The organism is Pseudomonas fluorescens (genome assembly GCF_902498195.1).
In the GTDB taxonomy this organism is placed as follows: domain Bacteria; phylum Pseudomonadota; class Gammaproteobacteria; order Pseudomonadales; family Pseudomonadaceae; genus Aquipseudomonas; species Aquipseudomonas fluorescens_BU.
In genome coordinates, this window is sequence record NZ_CABVIY010000005.1 from 328707 (window position 1) to 344670 (window position 15964).

The 15964-nt window shown below is 61.5% G+C and carries 14 protein-coding genes; 10 read left to right on the forward strand and 4 right to left on the reverse strand.

Going from position 1 to position 15964, the window contains the following annotated elements:
- Positions 1-16: 16 nt before the first annotated feature.
- Both F8N66_RS20230 and rpmE read right to left on the reverse strand, forming a co-directional pair.
- Complete coding sequence (locus tag F8N66_RS20230) at positions 17-805, reverse strand: thermonuclease family protein (RefSeq protein ID WP_150771878.1); 789 nt, start codon at positions 803-805, stop codon at positions 17-19.
- Between the two features lie 35 nt (positions 806-840).
- Positions 841-1059, reverse strand: a complete 219-nt coding sequence (gene rpmE / locus F8N66_RS20235) for a 50S ribosomal protein L31 (protein WP_008047849.1) — start codon at positions 1057-1059, stop codon at positions 841-843.
- A 289-nt stretch (positions 1060-1348) separates the two neighbouring features.
- Here rpmE and F8N66_RS20240 point away from each other — a divergent pair, with 289 nt between their 5' ends.
- From F8N66_RS20240 to F8N66_RS20285, 10 genes are all read left to right on the forward strand, one after another.
- On the forward strand, positions 1349-3568 hold the full coding sequence (locus tag F8N66_RS20240; protein ID WP_150771879.1) for a primosomal protein N': 2220 nt from the start codon (positions 1349-1351) through the stop codon (positions 3566-3568).
- A 210-nt stretch (positions 3569-3778) separates the two neighbouring features.
- Entirely contained in the window at positions 3779-5515 is a 1737-nt protein-coding gene (gene argS / locus F8N66_RS20245; protein WP_150771880.1) for an arginine--tRNA ligase, read from the forward strand.
- A 1-nt stretch (position 5516) separates the two neighbouring features.
- A complete protein-coding gene (locus F8N66_RS20250; RefSeq protein ID WP_150771881.1) occupies positions 5517-6227 on the forward strand; it encodes an SPOR domain-containing protein in 711 nt (236 codons plus the stop codon).
- Between the two features lie 231 nt (positions 6228-6458).
- Positions 6459-6998: an ATP-dependent protease subunit HslV gene (hslV, locus tag F8N66_RS20255; RefSeq protein ID WP_150771882.1), complete on the forward strand. Its 540-nt coding sequence runs from the start codon at positions 6459-6461 to the stop codon at positions 6996-6998.
- A gap of 53 nt (positions 6999-7051) precedes the next feature.
- Positions 7052-8389, forward strand: a complete 1338-nt coding sequence (hslU, locus tag F8N66_RS20260) for an HslU--HslV peptidase ATPase subunit (protein WP_150771883.1) — start codon at positions 7052-7054, stop codon at positions 8387-8389.
- A gap of 147 nt (positions 8390-8536) precedes the next feature.
- Complete coding sequence (locus F8N66_RS20265; RefSeq protein WP_150771884.1) at positions 8537-8914, forward strand: gamma-butyrobetaine hydroxylase-like domain-containing protein; 378 nt, start codon at positions 8537-8539, stop codon at positions 8912-8914.
- 256 nt (positions 8915-9170) lie between these two features.
- Complete coding sequence (phaC, locus tag F8N66_RS20270; RefSeq protein WP_150771885.1) at positions 9171-10850, forward strand: class II poly(R)-hydroxyalkanoic acid synthase; 1680 nt, start codon at positions 9171-9173, stop codon at positions 10848-10850.
- Positions 10851-10996: 146 nt separating this feature from the next.
- On the forward strand, positions 10997-11851 hold the full coding sequence (gene phaZ / locus F8N66_RS20275; RefSeq protein ID WP_077045023.1) for a poly(3-hydroxyalkanoate) depolymerase: 855 nt from the start codon (positions 10997-10999) through the stop codon (positions 11849-11851).
- A 125-nt stretch (positions 11852-11976) separates the two neighbouring features.
- Positions 11977-13659, forward strand: coding sequence for a class II poly(R)-hydroxyalkanoic acid synthase (gene phaC, locus F8N66_RS20280; RefSeq protein ID WP_150771886.1), 1683 nt, complete (start codon positions 11977-11979; stop codon positions 13657-13659).
- A gap of 167 nt (positions 13660-13826) precedes the next feature.
- Positions 13827-14447 carry a TetR/AcrR family transcriptional regulator gene (locus F8N66_RS20285; protein ID WP_150771887.1) on the forward strand — a complete coding sequence of 207 codons (621 nt, stop codon included), beginning with the start codon at positions 13827-13829 and terminating at the stop codon, positions 14445-14447.
- A gap of 181 nt (positions 14448-14628) precedes the next feature.
- Here the strand turns inward: F8N66_RS20285 and F8N66_RS20290 are convergent, their stop codons facing one another.
- Together F8N66_RS20290 and F8N66_RS20295 are read right to left on the reverse strand one after the other, a co-directional pair.
- Positions 14629-15498 (reverse strand): phasin family protein, encoded by an 870-nt coding sequence (locus F8N66_RS20290; RefSeq protein WP_150771888.1) that lies wholly within the window; start codon positions 15496-15498, stop codon positions 14629-14631.
- A gap of 10 nt (positions 15499-15508) precedes the next feature.
- Positions 15509-15931, reverse strand: a complete 423-nt coding sequence (locus F8N66_RS20295) for a phasin family protein (protein WP_150771889.1) — start codon at positions 15929-15931, stop codon at positions 15509-15511.
- Positions 15932-15964: the final 33 nt, after the last annotated feature.

Below are 15964 nucleotides of genomic sequence, written 5' to 3' on the forward strand. Positions count from 1 at the left end.
TGTCTACAATTTTTTATCATTGCGTGACTTCAAGCATCGCCGGATCAGTCAACGGCAACATCCAGCGCGCCTGGTCGGCTTTGAGCCCGCCGCGTCGCGAACGATCCAGCACCCAGCCACGCGCCTCGATTTGCCTGCCTTTGAGCTTTTCAAGTGCGGACGCATCGAAACGGGCCAGGACATTGGGTGCAACGCGCAATACAACCGAATCCTGCAACTCGATCCAAACACCGCCACGATTGCGCTGAACCTTGCTCACACGGCCGCTGAGCACCGCGAAACCGGCTGCGCTGATCTGATCCGCTTTCAGTACAGGCGACTGACGCCACACGCCAAGCCCGGCCTGGCGGGCACTGCGCTCCGCGGCCTGCTGGCAGCCGACCAAATCGACATTCGGCGGCACCGCCACCAGAAAACCGAGGCCTTCGGCGAGCATTTGCGCTTCGAGATTGGCACCATCGGCGCCATAGACATGGGCCAAAGTCCTGCCGTAGCGGTCCTGGCGCTCTTTACCGGGCAGCAAAGCGACCTGCCCATTGCTCGCCGCCACGAGGGCTTCGAGGCGTTTGCGCGCGACCACGGCAAAAGGCTCGTCGGAGCGGCCTTTCTTGCCCAATTCCGGCGTATTCAGGCCGATCATGCGCACGCTGCGACCATCGCTCAGGCGCAGCGTGTCACCGTCCACCACCCGCTGCACCCCGACAGGTGTCAGGCCGCCCGGCGCGGGGCAGAAGGCCTGGGCAGCGGAAAGCCAAATCGCAGACACAAAAAAGGCGCCCGCAAGGGACGCCTTTTTCATCAGCATGGAAAAACCATAACGGCTTCCCAAGTTGATCGGCCTTAGGCCTTTTTCGCGCCGAAAGCACCGAAACGGTCTGCGAAGCGCTGAACGCGGCCGCCAGTGTCCAGAGTCTTTTGCTTACCGGTGTAGAACGGGTGGCACTCGTTGCAAACGTCGATCGCCAGGGCTTTGCCGAAGGTCGAACGGGTTTCGAACTTGTTGCCGCAGCTGCAGGTAACAGCAACTGCTGGGTATTCTGGATGGATATCAGCTTTCATGGTGTCTTCCTCGGGCTAGCGTGCCGCCACCCAACACTATTGTTGAATACCGCACGTAATTAGGCCGCGGATTCTACCAGACAATGCCAATCACGCAAGCTGTCGCTTCTACCGACCGTCTGCTAGGCTCCCGGCCCTATGCGCTACCTCTGCGGGAGCGGGCTTGCTCGCGAAGAGGCCGTAACATTCAACGCTTCAGGTGACTGTCACACCGCTTTCGCGAGCAAGCCCGCTCCCACAAGTTGCGCCCAGCCCTTCTTCTATTGTCTGCTTACCGAGATCTCCCCGCGTGCCCGACGCCATTTTGCGCCTCGCCCTGCCTTCGCCCTTGCGCCGCCTGTTCGACTACCGCGCGCCGGCCGGCGTGCTGCGCGCCCAGTTGCACCCTGGCATGCGTCTGCGGGTGCCGTTCGGCCGGCGGGAGATGATCGGGATTCTGGTGGAAGTCACCGACACCAGCGAAGTCCCGGCGGAAAAACTCAAGCCGGCCATCGCCCTGCTCGACGCCACGCCACCGCTGCCGCCCGCGCTGTTCAAACTGTGCCTGTGGACATCCCAGTATTACCAGCACAGCCTCGGCGACACCTTGAGCTGGGCGCTGCCGGTGTTGTTGCGCCAGGGCGAACTGGCCGAAGCACGTCAGGAACGTTTCTGGTCTGCCGCGCCCGGCGCCAGCCTCGATGATCCGCGTATCGCCCGCGCCCCGCGCCAGCGTGAAGCCCTGGCGACACTGGCCCAGCACCCCCACGGCGTGGCCCATCAATTGCTGAGCAAACTGATGCTGAGCAAGGACAGCCTCGACCTGTTGCTGGCCAAGGACCTGGTGCAGGTCGAGATTCGCAGGCACGCCCCCGGCGCCCGCCATGAACACTGGCTGGCGCAACCGGAGTTGCCGCTTAATCCGGAGCAACGCGCCGCGTATGAAGCGATTCGCGCCGGCTTCGACAGTTATCACGCCTTCCTGCTGGCCGGCGTCACCGGCAGTGGCAAGACCGAAGTGTACTTGCAGCTGATCCGCGAAACCCTGGAAGCCGGCAAACAAGCGCTGGTGCTGATTCCGGAAATCAACCTGGGGCCGCAAACCCTGGCGCGCTTCGAGCAGCGCTTCAATGCGCGGATCGCGCTGATCCACTCGGCGGTCAATGATCGCGAACGCCTCGACGCCTGGCTCGCCGCCCGCGACGGCGAGGCCGACATCATCATCGGCACCCGCTCGGCGCTGTTCACGCCGATGAAAAACCCGGGCCTGATCATCATCGATGAAGAGCACGACGGTTCTTATAAACAGCAGGAAGGCCTGCGCTATCACGCCCGGGATCTGGCGCTGGTGCGTGCGCGGCAGGAGAACATCCCGATTGTGCTCGGTTCGGCCACGCCGTCGCTGGAAAGCCTGCACAATGCCTACACCGGTCGTTATGGCCTTCTGAGGCTGAATGAACGTGCCGGTGGCGCCAAGCAACCGCGCTTCCTGCGCCTGGACGTTAAAAGCCGTCCGCTGGACAGCGGCATTTCCGGGCCGATGCAACAGGCCATTGGCCAGACCCTGGCGGCCGGCCAGCAAGTGCTGGTGTTCCTCAACCGCCGCGGTTTCGCCCCAACCCTGCTGTGCCACGACTGCGGCTGGATGTCCGAATGCCAGCGCTGCGATGCGCGCATGACCGTGCACCAGCGCTATGGCGAACTGCGCTGTCACCATTGCGGCTATGTCGAGCGGGTGCCGCGCCAGTGCCCGAAGTGCAATAAAGTCGATTTGCGTCCGGTGGGGGCCGGCACCGAACGGGCCGAAGAACGTTTGGGGATACTGTTCCCGGACTACCCGGTGTTGCGGGTCGATCGCGACAGCACATCGCGTAAAGACGCGATGAACCAACTGTTCGCGACCATTCAAAAAGGCCAGCCGTGCATTCTGGTGGGCACGCAAATGCTCGCCAAAGGGCACCACTTCCCACGGGTGACCCTGGTGTCAATTCTCGATGCCGATGGCGGGCTGTTCTCCGGCGACTTCCGCGCCAGCGAACGCATGGCACAACTCATCGTCCAGGTCGCCGGGCGCGCCGGCCGGGCCGAAGAACCGGGCAAAGTGATTATCCAGACGCACCTGGCCGACCATCCGTTGCTGGTGCAATTGACCGAACAGGGCTATTTCGCCTTTGCCGAACAGGCCTTGAGTGAGCGCCGCGCGGCAGGCCTGCCACCGTTCGCGCACCTGGCGCTGCTGCGGGCCGAAGCGCACAAGCCGGGTCAGGCCGAAGGCTTTCTCGATGAGGCGTGCAACGAAGCCGAGCGCTTGCTGGCCGAACAGAACCTGGCCGGCATTGAACTGCTGGGGCCGGTGCCCGCGCCGATGGAACGCCGGGCCGGGCGCTATCGGGCGCAGTTGTTGTTGCAGGCAACGGCCCGGGCGCCGTTGCACCGGTTACTGGCGAGCTGGTTGCTGGTGCTGGAGCAAATGCCTAGCGGGCGGGCGGTGCGTTGGTCTTTGGATGTTGATCCCGTGGATTTGTATTGATTTATAGATCGTCTTCGCGAGCAGGCTCGCTCCCACAAGAGTCCGTATTCCATTGTGGGAGCGAGCCTGCTCGCGAAGAGGCCCGATTTGTCACCACATATCCATAACCTGCCCGCTATAGTTGGCAAGCCCGCCTTCGCAACGGATAATGCCCAGTTTTTCCACCAGCGCATCGAAGCGCCGCCGCGCCTGCGGTTGAAAGAGAAGACCATGAAAGACACCATTCGCCAGCTGATCCAACAAGCCATCACCCAACTCGTCAACGAAGGTGTGTTGCCTGAAGGCCTGTCGCCGGCGATCCAGGTGGAGAACTCCCGCGACAAGAAGAATGGCGACTTCGCCAGCAACATCGCCATGATGCTGGCCAAGCCGGCCGGCATGAAGCCGCGCGATTTGGCGGAAAAGATCATCGCCGCGCTGCCTGCTGACGAGAACGTCTCCAAGGCCGAGATCGCCGGCCCTGGCTTCCTCAATTTCTTCCAGAACACCCAAGCCCTGGCTTCCCGTCTGGACGCCGCGCTGGCCGACGCCAACATCGGCGTACGCAAGGCCGGCCCGGTACAACGCACCGTGGTTGACCTGTCGGCGCCGAACCTGGCCAAAGAGATGCACGTCGGCCATTTGCGCTCGACCATCATCGGCGACGGCGTCGCTCGCGTACTCGAATTCCTCGGCGACGAAGTGATCCGCCAGAACCACGTCGGCGACTGGGGCACCCAGTTCGGCATGCTGATGGCGTACCTGCAGGAAAACCCGATCACCAGCGACGAGCTGTCGGACCTGGAAAACTTCTACCGCGCCGCCAAGCAGCGCTTCGACGAATCCGAAGAGTTCGCCGACCGCGCCCGTGGCCTGGTGGTCAAGCTGCAGGCCGGCGACGCCGATTGCCTGGCGCTGTGGACCAAGTTCAAGGACATCTCGCTGTCCCACTGCCAGAAGATCTACGAGTTGCTGAACGTCAAGCTGACCATGGCCGACGTGATGGGCGAAAGCGCCTACAACGACGACTTGATCAATGTGGTCAACGACCTCAAGGCCGCCGGCATGCTGGTCGAAAGCAACGGCGCCCAGTGCGTGTTCCTCGACGAGTTCAAGAACGCCGACGGCGACCCGCTGCCGGTGATTATCGTCAAGGCGGACGGCGGCTACCTCTACGCCACCACAGACCTGGCCGCCGTGCGCTACCGCAGTGGCACGCTCAAGGCCGATCGCGCGCTGTACTTCGTCGACCAGCGTCAGGCGCTGCACTTCCAGCAAGTCTTCGCCGTGGCGCGCAAGGCTGGTTTCGTGACGCACCCGATGGAAATGGAACACATGGGCTTCGGCACCATGAACGGCGCCGATGGCCGCCCGTTCAAGACGCGTGACGGCGGTACCGTGAAGCTGATCGACCTGCTGACCGAAGCCCAGGAACGCGCCTACACCCTGGTGAAGGACAAGAACCCGGAACTGGCCGAAGCCGACCTGCGCAACATCGCCAAGGTCGTGGGCATCGGCGCGGTGAAATACGCCGACCTGTCCAAGCACCGCACCAGCGACTACAGCTTCAACTTCGACCTGATGCTGAATTTCGAAGGCAACACCGCGCCGTACCTGCTGTACGCCTACACCCGCGTGGCCGGGGTGTTCCGCAAGCTCGGCAAGGACTTCAGCGAAGTCGAGGGCCAGATCGTTCTCGAAGCCGCGCACGAACACGAGCTGGCGGCGAAACTCGCGCAGTTCGGCGAAGTGCTGAACAACGTGTCCGAAAAAGGCACGCCGCACATCCTCTGCACCTATCTGTACGACGTCGCCGGCCTGTTCTCCAGCTTCTACGAGAACTGCCCGATCCTCGCCGCCGACACCCCGGAGCAAATGCAGAGCCGCCTGCGCCTCGCCGCGCTGACCGGACGCACTCTCAAGCAAGGCCTGGAGCTCTTGGGCCTGGAAACTCTGGAGCGCATGTAAGTTGGCTGCCAAGAAAAAACCTGCACCCAAGCGTGGCGCCAGCCGTTACCAAGCTCCAGCGAAGCAACCGATCCCGGGTTGGCTGTGGATGGCCATCGGCCTGACGGTCGGTGCCTTCATCGTGTTCCTGATGAAGCTGGAGCCGGGCAAGGGCAGTGACACGGTCAAGCGCGAGAAGGTGGAGCAGCAACAGAAAGCCACCAAGATCGCGGAGGCCAACAAGACCCCGCCGAGCCCGACGCAACCGGTGAAGCCGAAATACGACTTCTACACCCTGCTGCCGGAATCGGAAGTCATCGTGCCGCCGGATGCCGTGCCGGAAAAAACCCTGCCGACACCCCAAGTGCCGGCCGTTCCGACCACTCCGGTGACCCCGGCGGAAGCCGCGAAGATCGACACCGCCCGCGCCCAGGCAGCCCTTGCCGGGATCACCCCACCGCCAGCGCCGCCGGTCACCAAGGCCGCGCCGGTGACCAAGTTCTTCCTGCAGGCCGGTTCGTTCCGCAAGGAAACGGACGCGGACAAGGTACGGGCGCAGATCATCCTGCTCGGCCAGGCGGTAGCGGTCGAATCCGGCACGGTGAAGGACGAAACCTGGTATCGGGTGTTGGTGGGGCCGTTCAGCAATCGTGAACAGCTGACTACTGCGCAGAAACAACTGGCCGGGGCCGGGTTCAGCAACCTGTTGTTACAACAACGCCAGAGCCGCTGATTCCCCGCCACACCCGCTCTCACAGGAAACATAAAACCTGTAGGAGCTGCCGCAGGCTGCGATCTTTTGATCTTGATCTCAAAAACAAAATCAAAAGATCGCCGCCTGCGGCAGCTCCTACGCGCTTCGCACCGCTCGTCCCCTCTCCCGCCCTGCAGTTGAAATCCTCTCCACCACCCCCATATGTATCGGCATAAGGCATTTTCGCCCCGCTGCGTGGAGACTCTTCCCTTGACCACCATCGTTTCAGTTCGCCGCCAAGGCAAAGTCGTCATGGGCGGCGACGGCCAGGTTTCTCTCGGCAACACCGTGATGAAAGGCAACGCCAAGAAAGTCCGTCGGCTGTACCACGGCGAAGTCCTCGCCGGTTTTGCCGGTGCCACGGCTGACGCCTTTACCCTTTTCGAGCGTTTCGAGGGGCAGCTGGAGAAACACCAGGGCCACTTGGTGCGCGCCGCCGTCGAACTCGCCAAGGAATGGCGCACCGACCGCTCCCTGAGCCGCCTCGAAGCCATGCTCGCCGTCGCCAACAAAGACGCTTCCCTGATCATCACCGGCAATGGCGATGTGGTCGAGCCTGAAAACGGCCTGATCGCCATGGGCTCCGGTGGCGCCTATGCCCAGGCGGCCGCCAGCGCGCTGCTGAAAAAAACCGACCTGTCGGCCCGGGAAATCGTCGAGACCGCCCTCGGCATCGCCGGCGACATCTGTGTATTCACCAACCACACCCAGACCATTGAGGAGCAGGACTGCGCCAAAGGCGACGAGTAAGTCTGTTTCGGCCACGCGCCACGACTTATCTTGATTAAGGTCCGTCAAATATTATGTCCATGACTCCCCGTGAAATCGTCCACGAACTCAACCGCCATATCATCGGCCAGGACGATGCCAAGCGCGCCGTCGCCATTGCCCTGCGCAATCGCTGGCGCCGGATGCAGCTGCCTGAAGAGCTGCGCGTTGAAGTCACCCCGAAAAACATCCTGATGATCGGCCCGACCGGTGTCGGTAAAACCGAGATCGCCCGTCGCCTGGCCAAACTGGCCAACGCGCCGTTCATCAAGGTCGAAGCGACCAAGTTCACCGAAGTCGGCTACGTTGGCCGCGACGTCGAATCGATCATTCGTGACCTGGCCGATGCCGCGATCAAGCTGCTGCGCGAACAGGAAATCACCAAGGTTCGCCACCGCGCCGAAGACGCCGCCGAAGAGCGCATCCTCGATGCATTGCTGCCACCGGCGCGCATGGGCTTCAGCAACGACGACGCCCCGACATCCGATTCCAACACCCGCCAGCTGTTCCGCAAGCGCCTGCGTGAAGGTCAGCTGGACGACAAGGAGATCGAAATCGAAGTCGCCGAAATGGCCGGCGTCGACATCTCCGCGCCGCCGGGCATGGAAGAAATGACCAACCAGTTGCAGAGCCTGTTCGCCAACATGGGCAAGGGCAAGCGCAAGAGCCGCAAGCTCAAGGTCAAGGAAGCGCTGAAACTTGTGCGCGACGAAGAAGCCAGCCGCCTGGTCAATGATGAAGAGCTCAAGGCCAAGGCGCTGGAAGCGGTCGAACAGCACGGCATCGTGTTCATCGACGAAATCGACAAGGTCGCCAAGCGCGGCAACGTCGGCGGTGCCGATGTCTCCCGCGAAGGCGTGCAGCGCGACCTGCTGCCGCTGATCGAGGGCTGCACCGTTAACACCAAGCTGGGCATGGTCAAGACCGACCACATCCTGTTCATTGCGTCCGGCGCGTTCCACCTGAGCAAGCCCAGCGATCTGGTACCGGAGCTGCAAGGTCGCCTGCCGATTCGCGTTGAATTGAAGGCACTGTCGCCGCAAGACTTCGAGCGCATTCTCAGCGAGCCGCACGCCTCGCTCACCGAGCAATACTGCGCGCTGCTGAAAACCGAAGGCCTGACCATCGAGTTCCAGCCAGACGGCATCAAGCGCATCGCGGAGATCGCCTGGCAGGTCAACGAGAAAACCGAGAACATCGGTGCCCGTCGCCTGCACACCCTGCTTGAGCGCCTGCTCGAAGAAGTGTCGTTCAGCGCCGGCGACCTGGCCAGCGCACACGATGACAAGGCGATCCAGATTGACGCCGACTACGTCAACAGCCACTTGGGCGAATTGGCGCAGAACGAAGACCTGTCCCGTTATATCCTGTAAGCCATACTTACGGTAATCGCGGACCCTGTGGGAGCGGGCTTGCTCGCGAAAGCGAAGTCTCAGTCGACATCAACGTAGACTGACACACCGCTTTCGCGAGCAAGCCCGCTCCCACATTGGGTCCCGCACAAATACGGACATATGGCCATGACCCAACTTCCCACCGACATCAAACTGCACAAAGCCTCGAAAACCCTGTCGCTCAAGTACGCGTCAGGTGAGGAATACACCCTGCCCGCCGAGTTCCTGCGCGTGCATTCTCCTTCCGCCGAGGTCCAGGGCCACGGCAAACCTATCCTGCAATTTGGCAAGATCAACGTAGGGCTGACCAAGGTAGAACCGGCCGGTCAGTACGCACTGAAATTGACCTTCGACGACGGCCACGACAGCGGCCTGTTCACCTGGGAATACCTCTACGAGCTGGGGCGACGTCATGACGCACTCTGGGAGGATTATCTGGCCGAGCTCAAAGCCGCCGGAAAAACCCGCGACCCGAACGAATCCATCGTCAAGCTGATGCTCTAGCCTGAGCCTCTTGCTCATTAGAAGGCATTTTCTAATTTCATCTGTTTGAATGCTCCGCTCCAAGGCAAGCGATTGGCCTGCTTGCGAAAAAAATTAAACTCGGGTAACCAATGGAGCTGGCAAGTTCCCTGCAGTGCTCTCTGCGAAAAAAGCAGCGATGCAGAATTAACGGTCACCCGAGCAGTAGTACCTGGCATTGGCTGTGTGACTGCACAGCAGGTCCGGGTACTCGTCTCAGGACAATGGAGCGTCGTAGATGAGTAACAAGAATAACGATGACTTGAAGTATCAGGCCTCGGAAAACACCTTGGGACTGAATCCTGTCGTTGGGCTGCGTGGAAAGGATCTACTGGCTTCTGCTCGAATGGTGCTCAGGCAGGCCATTAAACAACCGGTGCACAGCGCTAGGCATGTCGCGCATTTCGGCCTTGAACTCAAGAACGTGCTGTTCGGCAAATCCGAGCTGCAACCGACCAGCGATGACCGTCGCTTTGCCGACCCGGCCTGGAGCCAGAACCCGCTCTATAAACGTTATTTGCAAACCTACCTGGCGTGGCGCAAGGAGCTTCACGACTGGATCGACGACAGCAACCTGGGGCCAAAGGACACCGCCCGTGGGCACTTCGTGATCAACCTGATGACCGAAGCCATGGCGCCGACCAACACGGCGGCCAACCCGGCGGCGGTCAAGCGCTTCTTCGAGACCGGCGGCAAAAGCCTGCTCGACGGCCTCTCGCACCTGGCCAAGGACATGGTCCACAACGGCGGCATGCCGAGCCAGGTCAACATGGGCGCGTTCGAGGTCGGCAAGACCCTGGGCGTGACCGAGGGTGCGGTGGTGTTCCGCAATGATGTGCTGGAGCTGATCCAGTACAAGCCGATCACCGAGCAGGTCCACGAGCGTCCCTTGCTGGTGGTGCCGCCGCAGATCAACAAGTTCTACGTATTCGACCTGAGCCCGGACAAGAGCCTGGCGCGGTTCTGCCTGCGCAACAATGTGCAGACCTTCATCGTCAGCTGGCGCAACCCGACCAAGGAGCAGCGCGAGTGGGGCCTGTCGACCTACATCGAAGCGCTCAAGGAAGCGGTCGACGTGGTCACCGCCATCACCGGCAGCAAAGACGTGAACATGCTCGGCGCCTGCTCCGGCGGCATCACCTGCACCGCGCTGCTGGGCCACTACGCCGCGATCGGCGAGAACAAGGTCAATGCCCTCACCCTGCTGGTGAGCGTGCTGGACACCACCCTGGACAGCGACGTAGCCCTGTTCGTCGACGAGCAGACCCTCGAAGCCGCCAAGCGCCACTCCTACCAGGCCGGCGTGCTGGAAGGCCGCGACATGGCGAAAGTCTTCGCCTGGATGCGCCCCAACGACCTGATCTGGAACTACTGGGTCAACAACTACCTGCTGGGCAACGAACCGCCGGTGTTCGACATCCTGTTCTGGAACAACGACACCACGCGGTTACCGGCAGCGTTCCACGGCGACCTGATCGAGATGTTCAAAAACAACCCATTGATTCGCCCGGATGCACTGGAAGTGTGCGGCACCTCCATCGACCTGAAGCAGGTGACGGCCGACATCTTTTCCCTGGCCGGCACCAACGACCACATCACCCCGTGGAAGTCTTGCTACAAGTCGGCACAGCTGTTCGGCGGTAACGTTGAGTTCGTGCTGTCCAGCAGCGGGCATATCCAGAGCATCCTGAACCCGCCGGGCAATCCGAAATCGCGCTACATGACCAGCACCGAAATGGCGACCAGCGCCGAGGATTGGCAAGAGAACTCCACCAAGCACACCGATTCCTGGTGGCTGCACTGGCAGGCCTGGCAGGCCCAGCGCTCGGGCGAGCTGAAGAAGGCCCCGGCAAAACTGGGCAACAAGGCTTATCCGGCAGGTGAAGCGTCGCCGGGTACCTACGTCCACGAGCGGTAACCGACACACCCCGCCCCACTGTGGGAGCGGGCTTGCTCGCGAAGGCGCCGGGTCAGTCGACGTCAATGTTGAATGATCAACCGCTTTCGCGAGCAAGCCCGCTCCCACAAGGGGCTCGGGGATGAATTCATCAACAGGGCCAGAGCATGCCGCAACCGTTCATTTTCCGTACCGTCGACTTGGATGGCCAGACCCTCCGCACGGCGGTACGCCCCGGCAAGCCTCACTTGACGCCCTTGCTGATTTTCAACGGCATCGGCGCCAACCTGGAGCTGGTGTTTCCGTTTGTCGCGGCGCTGGACCCGGACCTGGAAGTCATCGCTTTCGACGTTCCCGGGGTCGGCGGTTCGTCGACACCGAATCGTCCGTATCGGTTTCCCGGCCTGGCGAAACTCACGGCACGCATGCTCGACTACCTCGACTACGGACAGGTCAACGCAATCGGTGTGTCCTGGGGCGGCGCCCTGGCCCAGCAGTTCGCCTATGACTACCCGGAGCGCTGCAAGAAGCTGGTGCTGGCCGCGACGGCGGCAGGCGCGGTGATGGTGCCCGGCAAGCCGAAAGTGTTGTGGATGATGGCCAGCCCACGCCGCTACATCCAGCCTTCGCACGTCATCCGCATTGCACCGATGATCTATGGCGGCTCGTTCCGCCGTGACCCGACACTGGCCGCGAGCCACGCGGCCAAGGTGCGTTCGGCGGGCAAGCTGGGTTACTACTGGCAGTTGTTCGCCGGTCTCGGCTGGACCAGCATTCACTGGCTGCACAAGATCAACCAGCCGACCCTGGTCCTGGCCGGCGACGACGATCCGCTGATCCCGCTGGTCAACATGCGCCTGCTGGCCTGGCGGATCCCCAATGCCCAGTTGCACATCATCGATGACGGGCATCTGTTCCTGATTACCCGCGCCGAAGCCGTGGCGCCGATCATCATGAAGTTTCTTGAAGAGGAGCGGCAGCGTGCGGTGATGCACCCGCACCCGTCGCCACTGGGCGGTTAATCGGCCCGTCGGCTGTTGAAAAGAGTGGACGGCAGGATGCCGTCGCGCAGCAACCCGCTACAGCGTCTATGGTGTTCTGGTTCGGTGTGTTTGTTTTTGGCCTGAAGACGAAGGAGTGTTGACTGATGCGTGACAAACCAGCGAGGGACTCATTGCCCTCTCCCGCCGCGTTCATCAATGCACAGAGTGCGATCACCGGCCTGCGTGGCCGGGATCTGCTTTCAACGTTGCGCAGCGTGGCTGCCCATGGTTTGCGCAACCCGGTGCACAGCGCCCGGCACGCCCTGAAACTGGGCGGTCAATTGGGCCGCGTGCTGCTGGGCGAAACCCTGCACCCGACCAATCCACAGGACAGTCGTTTCGCCGATCCGGCGTGGAGCCTCAACCCGTTTTATCGTCGCAGCCTGCAGGCCTACCTGAGCTGGCAGAAGCAGGTCAAAAGCTGGATCGACGAAAGCAACATGAGCCCCGACGACCGCGCCCGCGCCCACTTCGCTTTCGCCTTGCTCAACGATGCCGTTTCGCCCTCCAACAGTCTGCTCAATCCGCTGGCAATCAAGGAGGTCTTCAACTCCGGCGGCAACAGTCTGGTGCGCGGGATCAGTCATCTGGTGGACGATTTCCTGCACAACGACGGCCTGCCCCGGCAGGTCACCAAACAGGCCTTCGAGGTCGGCAAAACGGTCGCCACCACCACCGGCGCCGTGGTGTTTCGCAATGAGCTGCTGGAGCTGATCCAGTACAAGCCGATGAGCGAAAAGCAGTATTCCAAACCGCTGTTGGTGGTGCCGCCCCAGATCAACAAGTACTACATTTTCGACCTGAGCCCCCAGAACAGCTTCGTCCAGTTCGCGCTCAAGAATGGCCTGCAAACCTTCATGATCAGCTGGCGAAATCCCGATGTGCGTCACCGTGAATGGGGGCTGTCGTCCTACGTGGAAGCGGTGGAAGAAGCCATGAATGTCTGCCGCGCGATCACCGGCGCGCGCGAGGTCAACCTGATGGGCGCCTGTGCCGGCGGGCTGACCATCGCCGCGCTGCAAGGTCATTTGCAGGCCAAGCGGCAGTTGCGACGGGTGTCCAGCGCGACGTACCTGGTGAGCCTGCTCGACAGCCAACTGGACTCACCCGCTACGCTCTTCGCCGACGAACAGACCCTGGAAGCCGCCAAGCGCCGCTCCTATCAGAAAGGCGTTCTGGACGGCCGCGACATGGCCAAGGTTTTCGCCTGGATGCGCCCCAACGACTTGATCTGGAGCTACTTCGTCAACAACTACCTGCTGGGCAAGGAGCCACCGGCCTTCGACATCCTCTACTGGAACAACGACAACACGCGCCTGCCGGCCGCCCTGCATGGTGACCTGCTGGACTTCTTCAAGCACAACCCGCTGAGCCACCCGGGCGGTCTCGAAGTGTGCGGCACGCCGATCGATTTGCAGAAAGTCACCGTCGACAGCTTCAGCGTCGCCGGGATTAACGACCACATCACGCCATGGGACGCGGTGTATCGCTCGACGCTGCTGCTGGGGGGCGATCGTCGCTTCGTGCTGTCCAACAGCGGCCACGTGCAGAGCATTCTCAACCCGCCGAGCAACCCGAAAGCCAACTACGTCGAGGGTCCGAAACTGAGCAGCGACCCACGGGCCTGGTACTACGACGCCAAGCAGGTCGATGGCAGCTGGTGGACGCAATGGCTGGGCTGGATTCAGGAACGCTCTGGTGCGCAGAAGGAAACGCACATGGCGCTCGGCAATCAGAACTATCCACCGATGGAGGCGGCGCCCGGTACTTACGTGCGCGTACGTTGAATCTAAAAAAAACCGCAGCCACTCTCCACCACTGTAGGAGCGAGCATGCTCGCGATGGACATCCAGACGCCGCGGGCAATCAGGCCGCCCGCGTCATCGTTAACGACCATCGCGAGCAGGCTCGCTCCTACAGGGATCGGGGTTGGCTTGATGACTAAGAAGACTGGATGAAAACCCGCGACCGCATCCTCGAATGTGCCCTGCAATTGTTCAATCAGAAGGGCGAACCGAACGTCTCCACCATGGAAGTTGCCAACGAAATGGGCATCAGCCCGGGCAACCTCTACTACCACTTCCACGGCAAGGAACCTCTGATCCTCGGGCTCTTCGAACGCTTCCAGGCCGAACTGGCGCCGCTGCTCGATCCACCCGCGGACGTCGAACTGGCCCCCGAGGATTACTGGCTGTTCCTGCACCTGATCGTCGAACGCCTGGCCCACTACCGCTTTCTGTTCCAGGACCTGTCGAACCTGGCCGGCCGCTTGCCGAAATTGGCCAAGGGCATTCGCAATCTGCTCAACGGACTGAAACGCACGCTGGCCTCGTTGCTGGCGCGCCTGAAGGCGCAGGGGCAATTGGTCAGCGACACCCAGGCCCTGGGACAACTGGTGGAACAGATCACCATGACCCTGCTGTTCTCGCTGGACTATCAGCGGATTCTCGATCGTGAGGGCGAGGTCAGACTGGTCGTCTACCAGATCATGATGCTGGTGGCACCGCATCTGTTGCCGCCGATCAAGGTGGCGACGGAGCAGCTCGCGATGCAATACCTCGAAGAACACGGTTAAACATGTGGGAGCGGGCTTGCTCGCGAAGACGGCATTTCCATCACAGAAGATGTTTTGGATGTACGGGCCTGTTCGCGAGCAAGCCCGCTCCCACATTTGATTTGCGGCGCGCCCCAGAAAGTATGCGCAAACAAAAACGCCCGACCTTGGCAGGCCGGGCGTTTTTTTGAGCCCTGAAGAATCAGGACTGACTGGTTGGCGTCGATGGAGATGGCGCGGCAGTCGGGGTTACAGCAGGGGTCGGTGCGGTAGCGGAGTTCGATGCGCTGACCGGAGCTGCTGGAGCGGCCGGGGTTGCCGGCTTGGCAGCTGCTGCTGGTTTTGCGGCGGCGGCTTTTGGCGCGGCCGGTTTTTTCACGGCTGGCTTCTTCGCGGCAGCGTGTTTGGCCGCTGGCTTGGCGGCAGCCGGTTTTGCAGCAGCCGTTTTGGCAGCAGGTTTAGCGGCGGGTTTGGCCGCCGGTTTCGCTGCCGGTTTGGCCGCGGCTTTGGCGGCGACGGGTTTGGCCGCCGGCTTGGCCGCAGCAGGTTTTGCAGCGGCGGTTTTGGCAGCGGGTTTAGCCGCGGCTTTGGCCAGTGGTTTGGCTGCGGTTTTGACAGCAGGTTTGGCCACGGCGGTTTTCGCCGCCACGGGCGCGACCTTGGCACCGGTCAGCTTTTCAATTTGCTTGGTCAGGGTTTCAACCTTGCTGTGCAGGGCCTTCACTTCATTGCGGCTCGGTACGCCCAGGCGCGAAATGGCGCTGTTCAGGCGCTTGTCGAAAGCCCCTTCCAGCTCATCCCACTTGCCCAGCGCCTTGTCTTTCACGCCGCTGATGCGCGACTTGGCCGAAGACGCAGAGTCCTTCGCGGTGCCCTTGGCAGTGTCGACTTTCTTGCCAATCGCCTTCTCGGCCTTCTCGCCGTCTTTAACCAATGCATCGAAGATTTTGCTGCCGTCAGTGTCGATCTTCGAGTACACGCCTAAACCAGCCAGCCAGATTTTGCGGGAGTAGTCTTCGACTTTCCCGACCCACGAGCTGCCTTCTTTTTCGGTGTTCTTTTTAACAGCCATCCCGTTCTCCTTAAGATTTACGCGCGACGCGTTCGAGCAGTGCCGTCAGCTCATCGAGCTTGACAGAGAGTGTCTCCACGTCATGTTTAGACGGAATGCCGATACGATTCAAGGCACTTGCGACACGCGAGTCAAAAGCCTTCTCGACCTTGTCGAGTTGAACCTCGACCTTGCCTTTGAATGTGCTCACTTCACTCTTGGCTTCATCGATCTCAGCATTGGCCGCTTCAAGCTTCTCGGCAACCACTTTTTTGCCTTTCTTTTCAACAGTTTGACCAGCCTTGATCAACTCTTGAAAGTAGTCGCTGCCCTCTTGGCCAACCTTGGCGTAGGCACCCAGGCCTGCCAGCCAGATCTTGCGGGCATAGGATTTGACGTCGCTCAGGGCGGTCGTCGAAGCGTCGATTTTTTTCTTCAAAATAACTTTGGCCATGGTGCACCTCACGCGCAGAAGGTTTGAGGAACT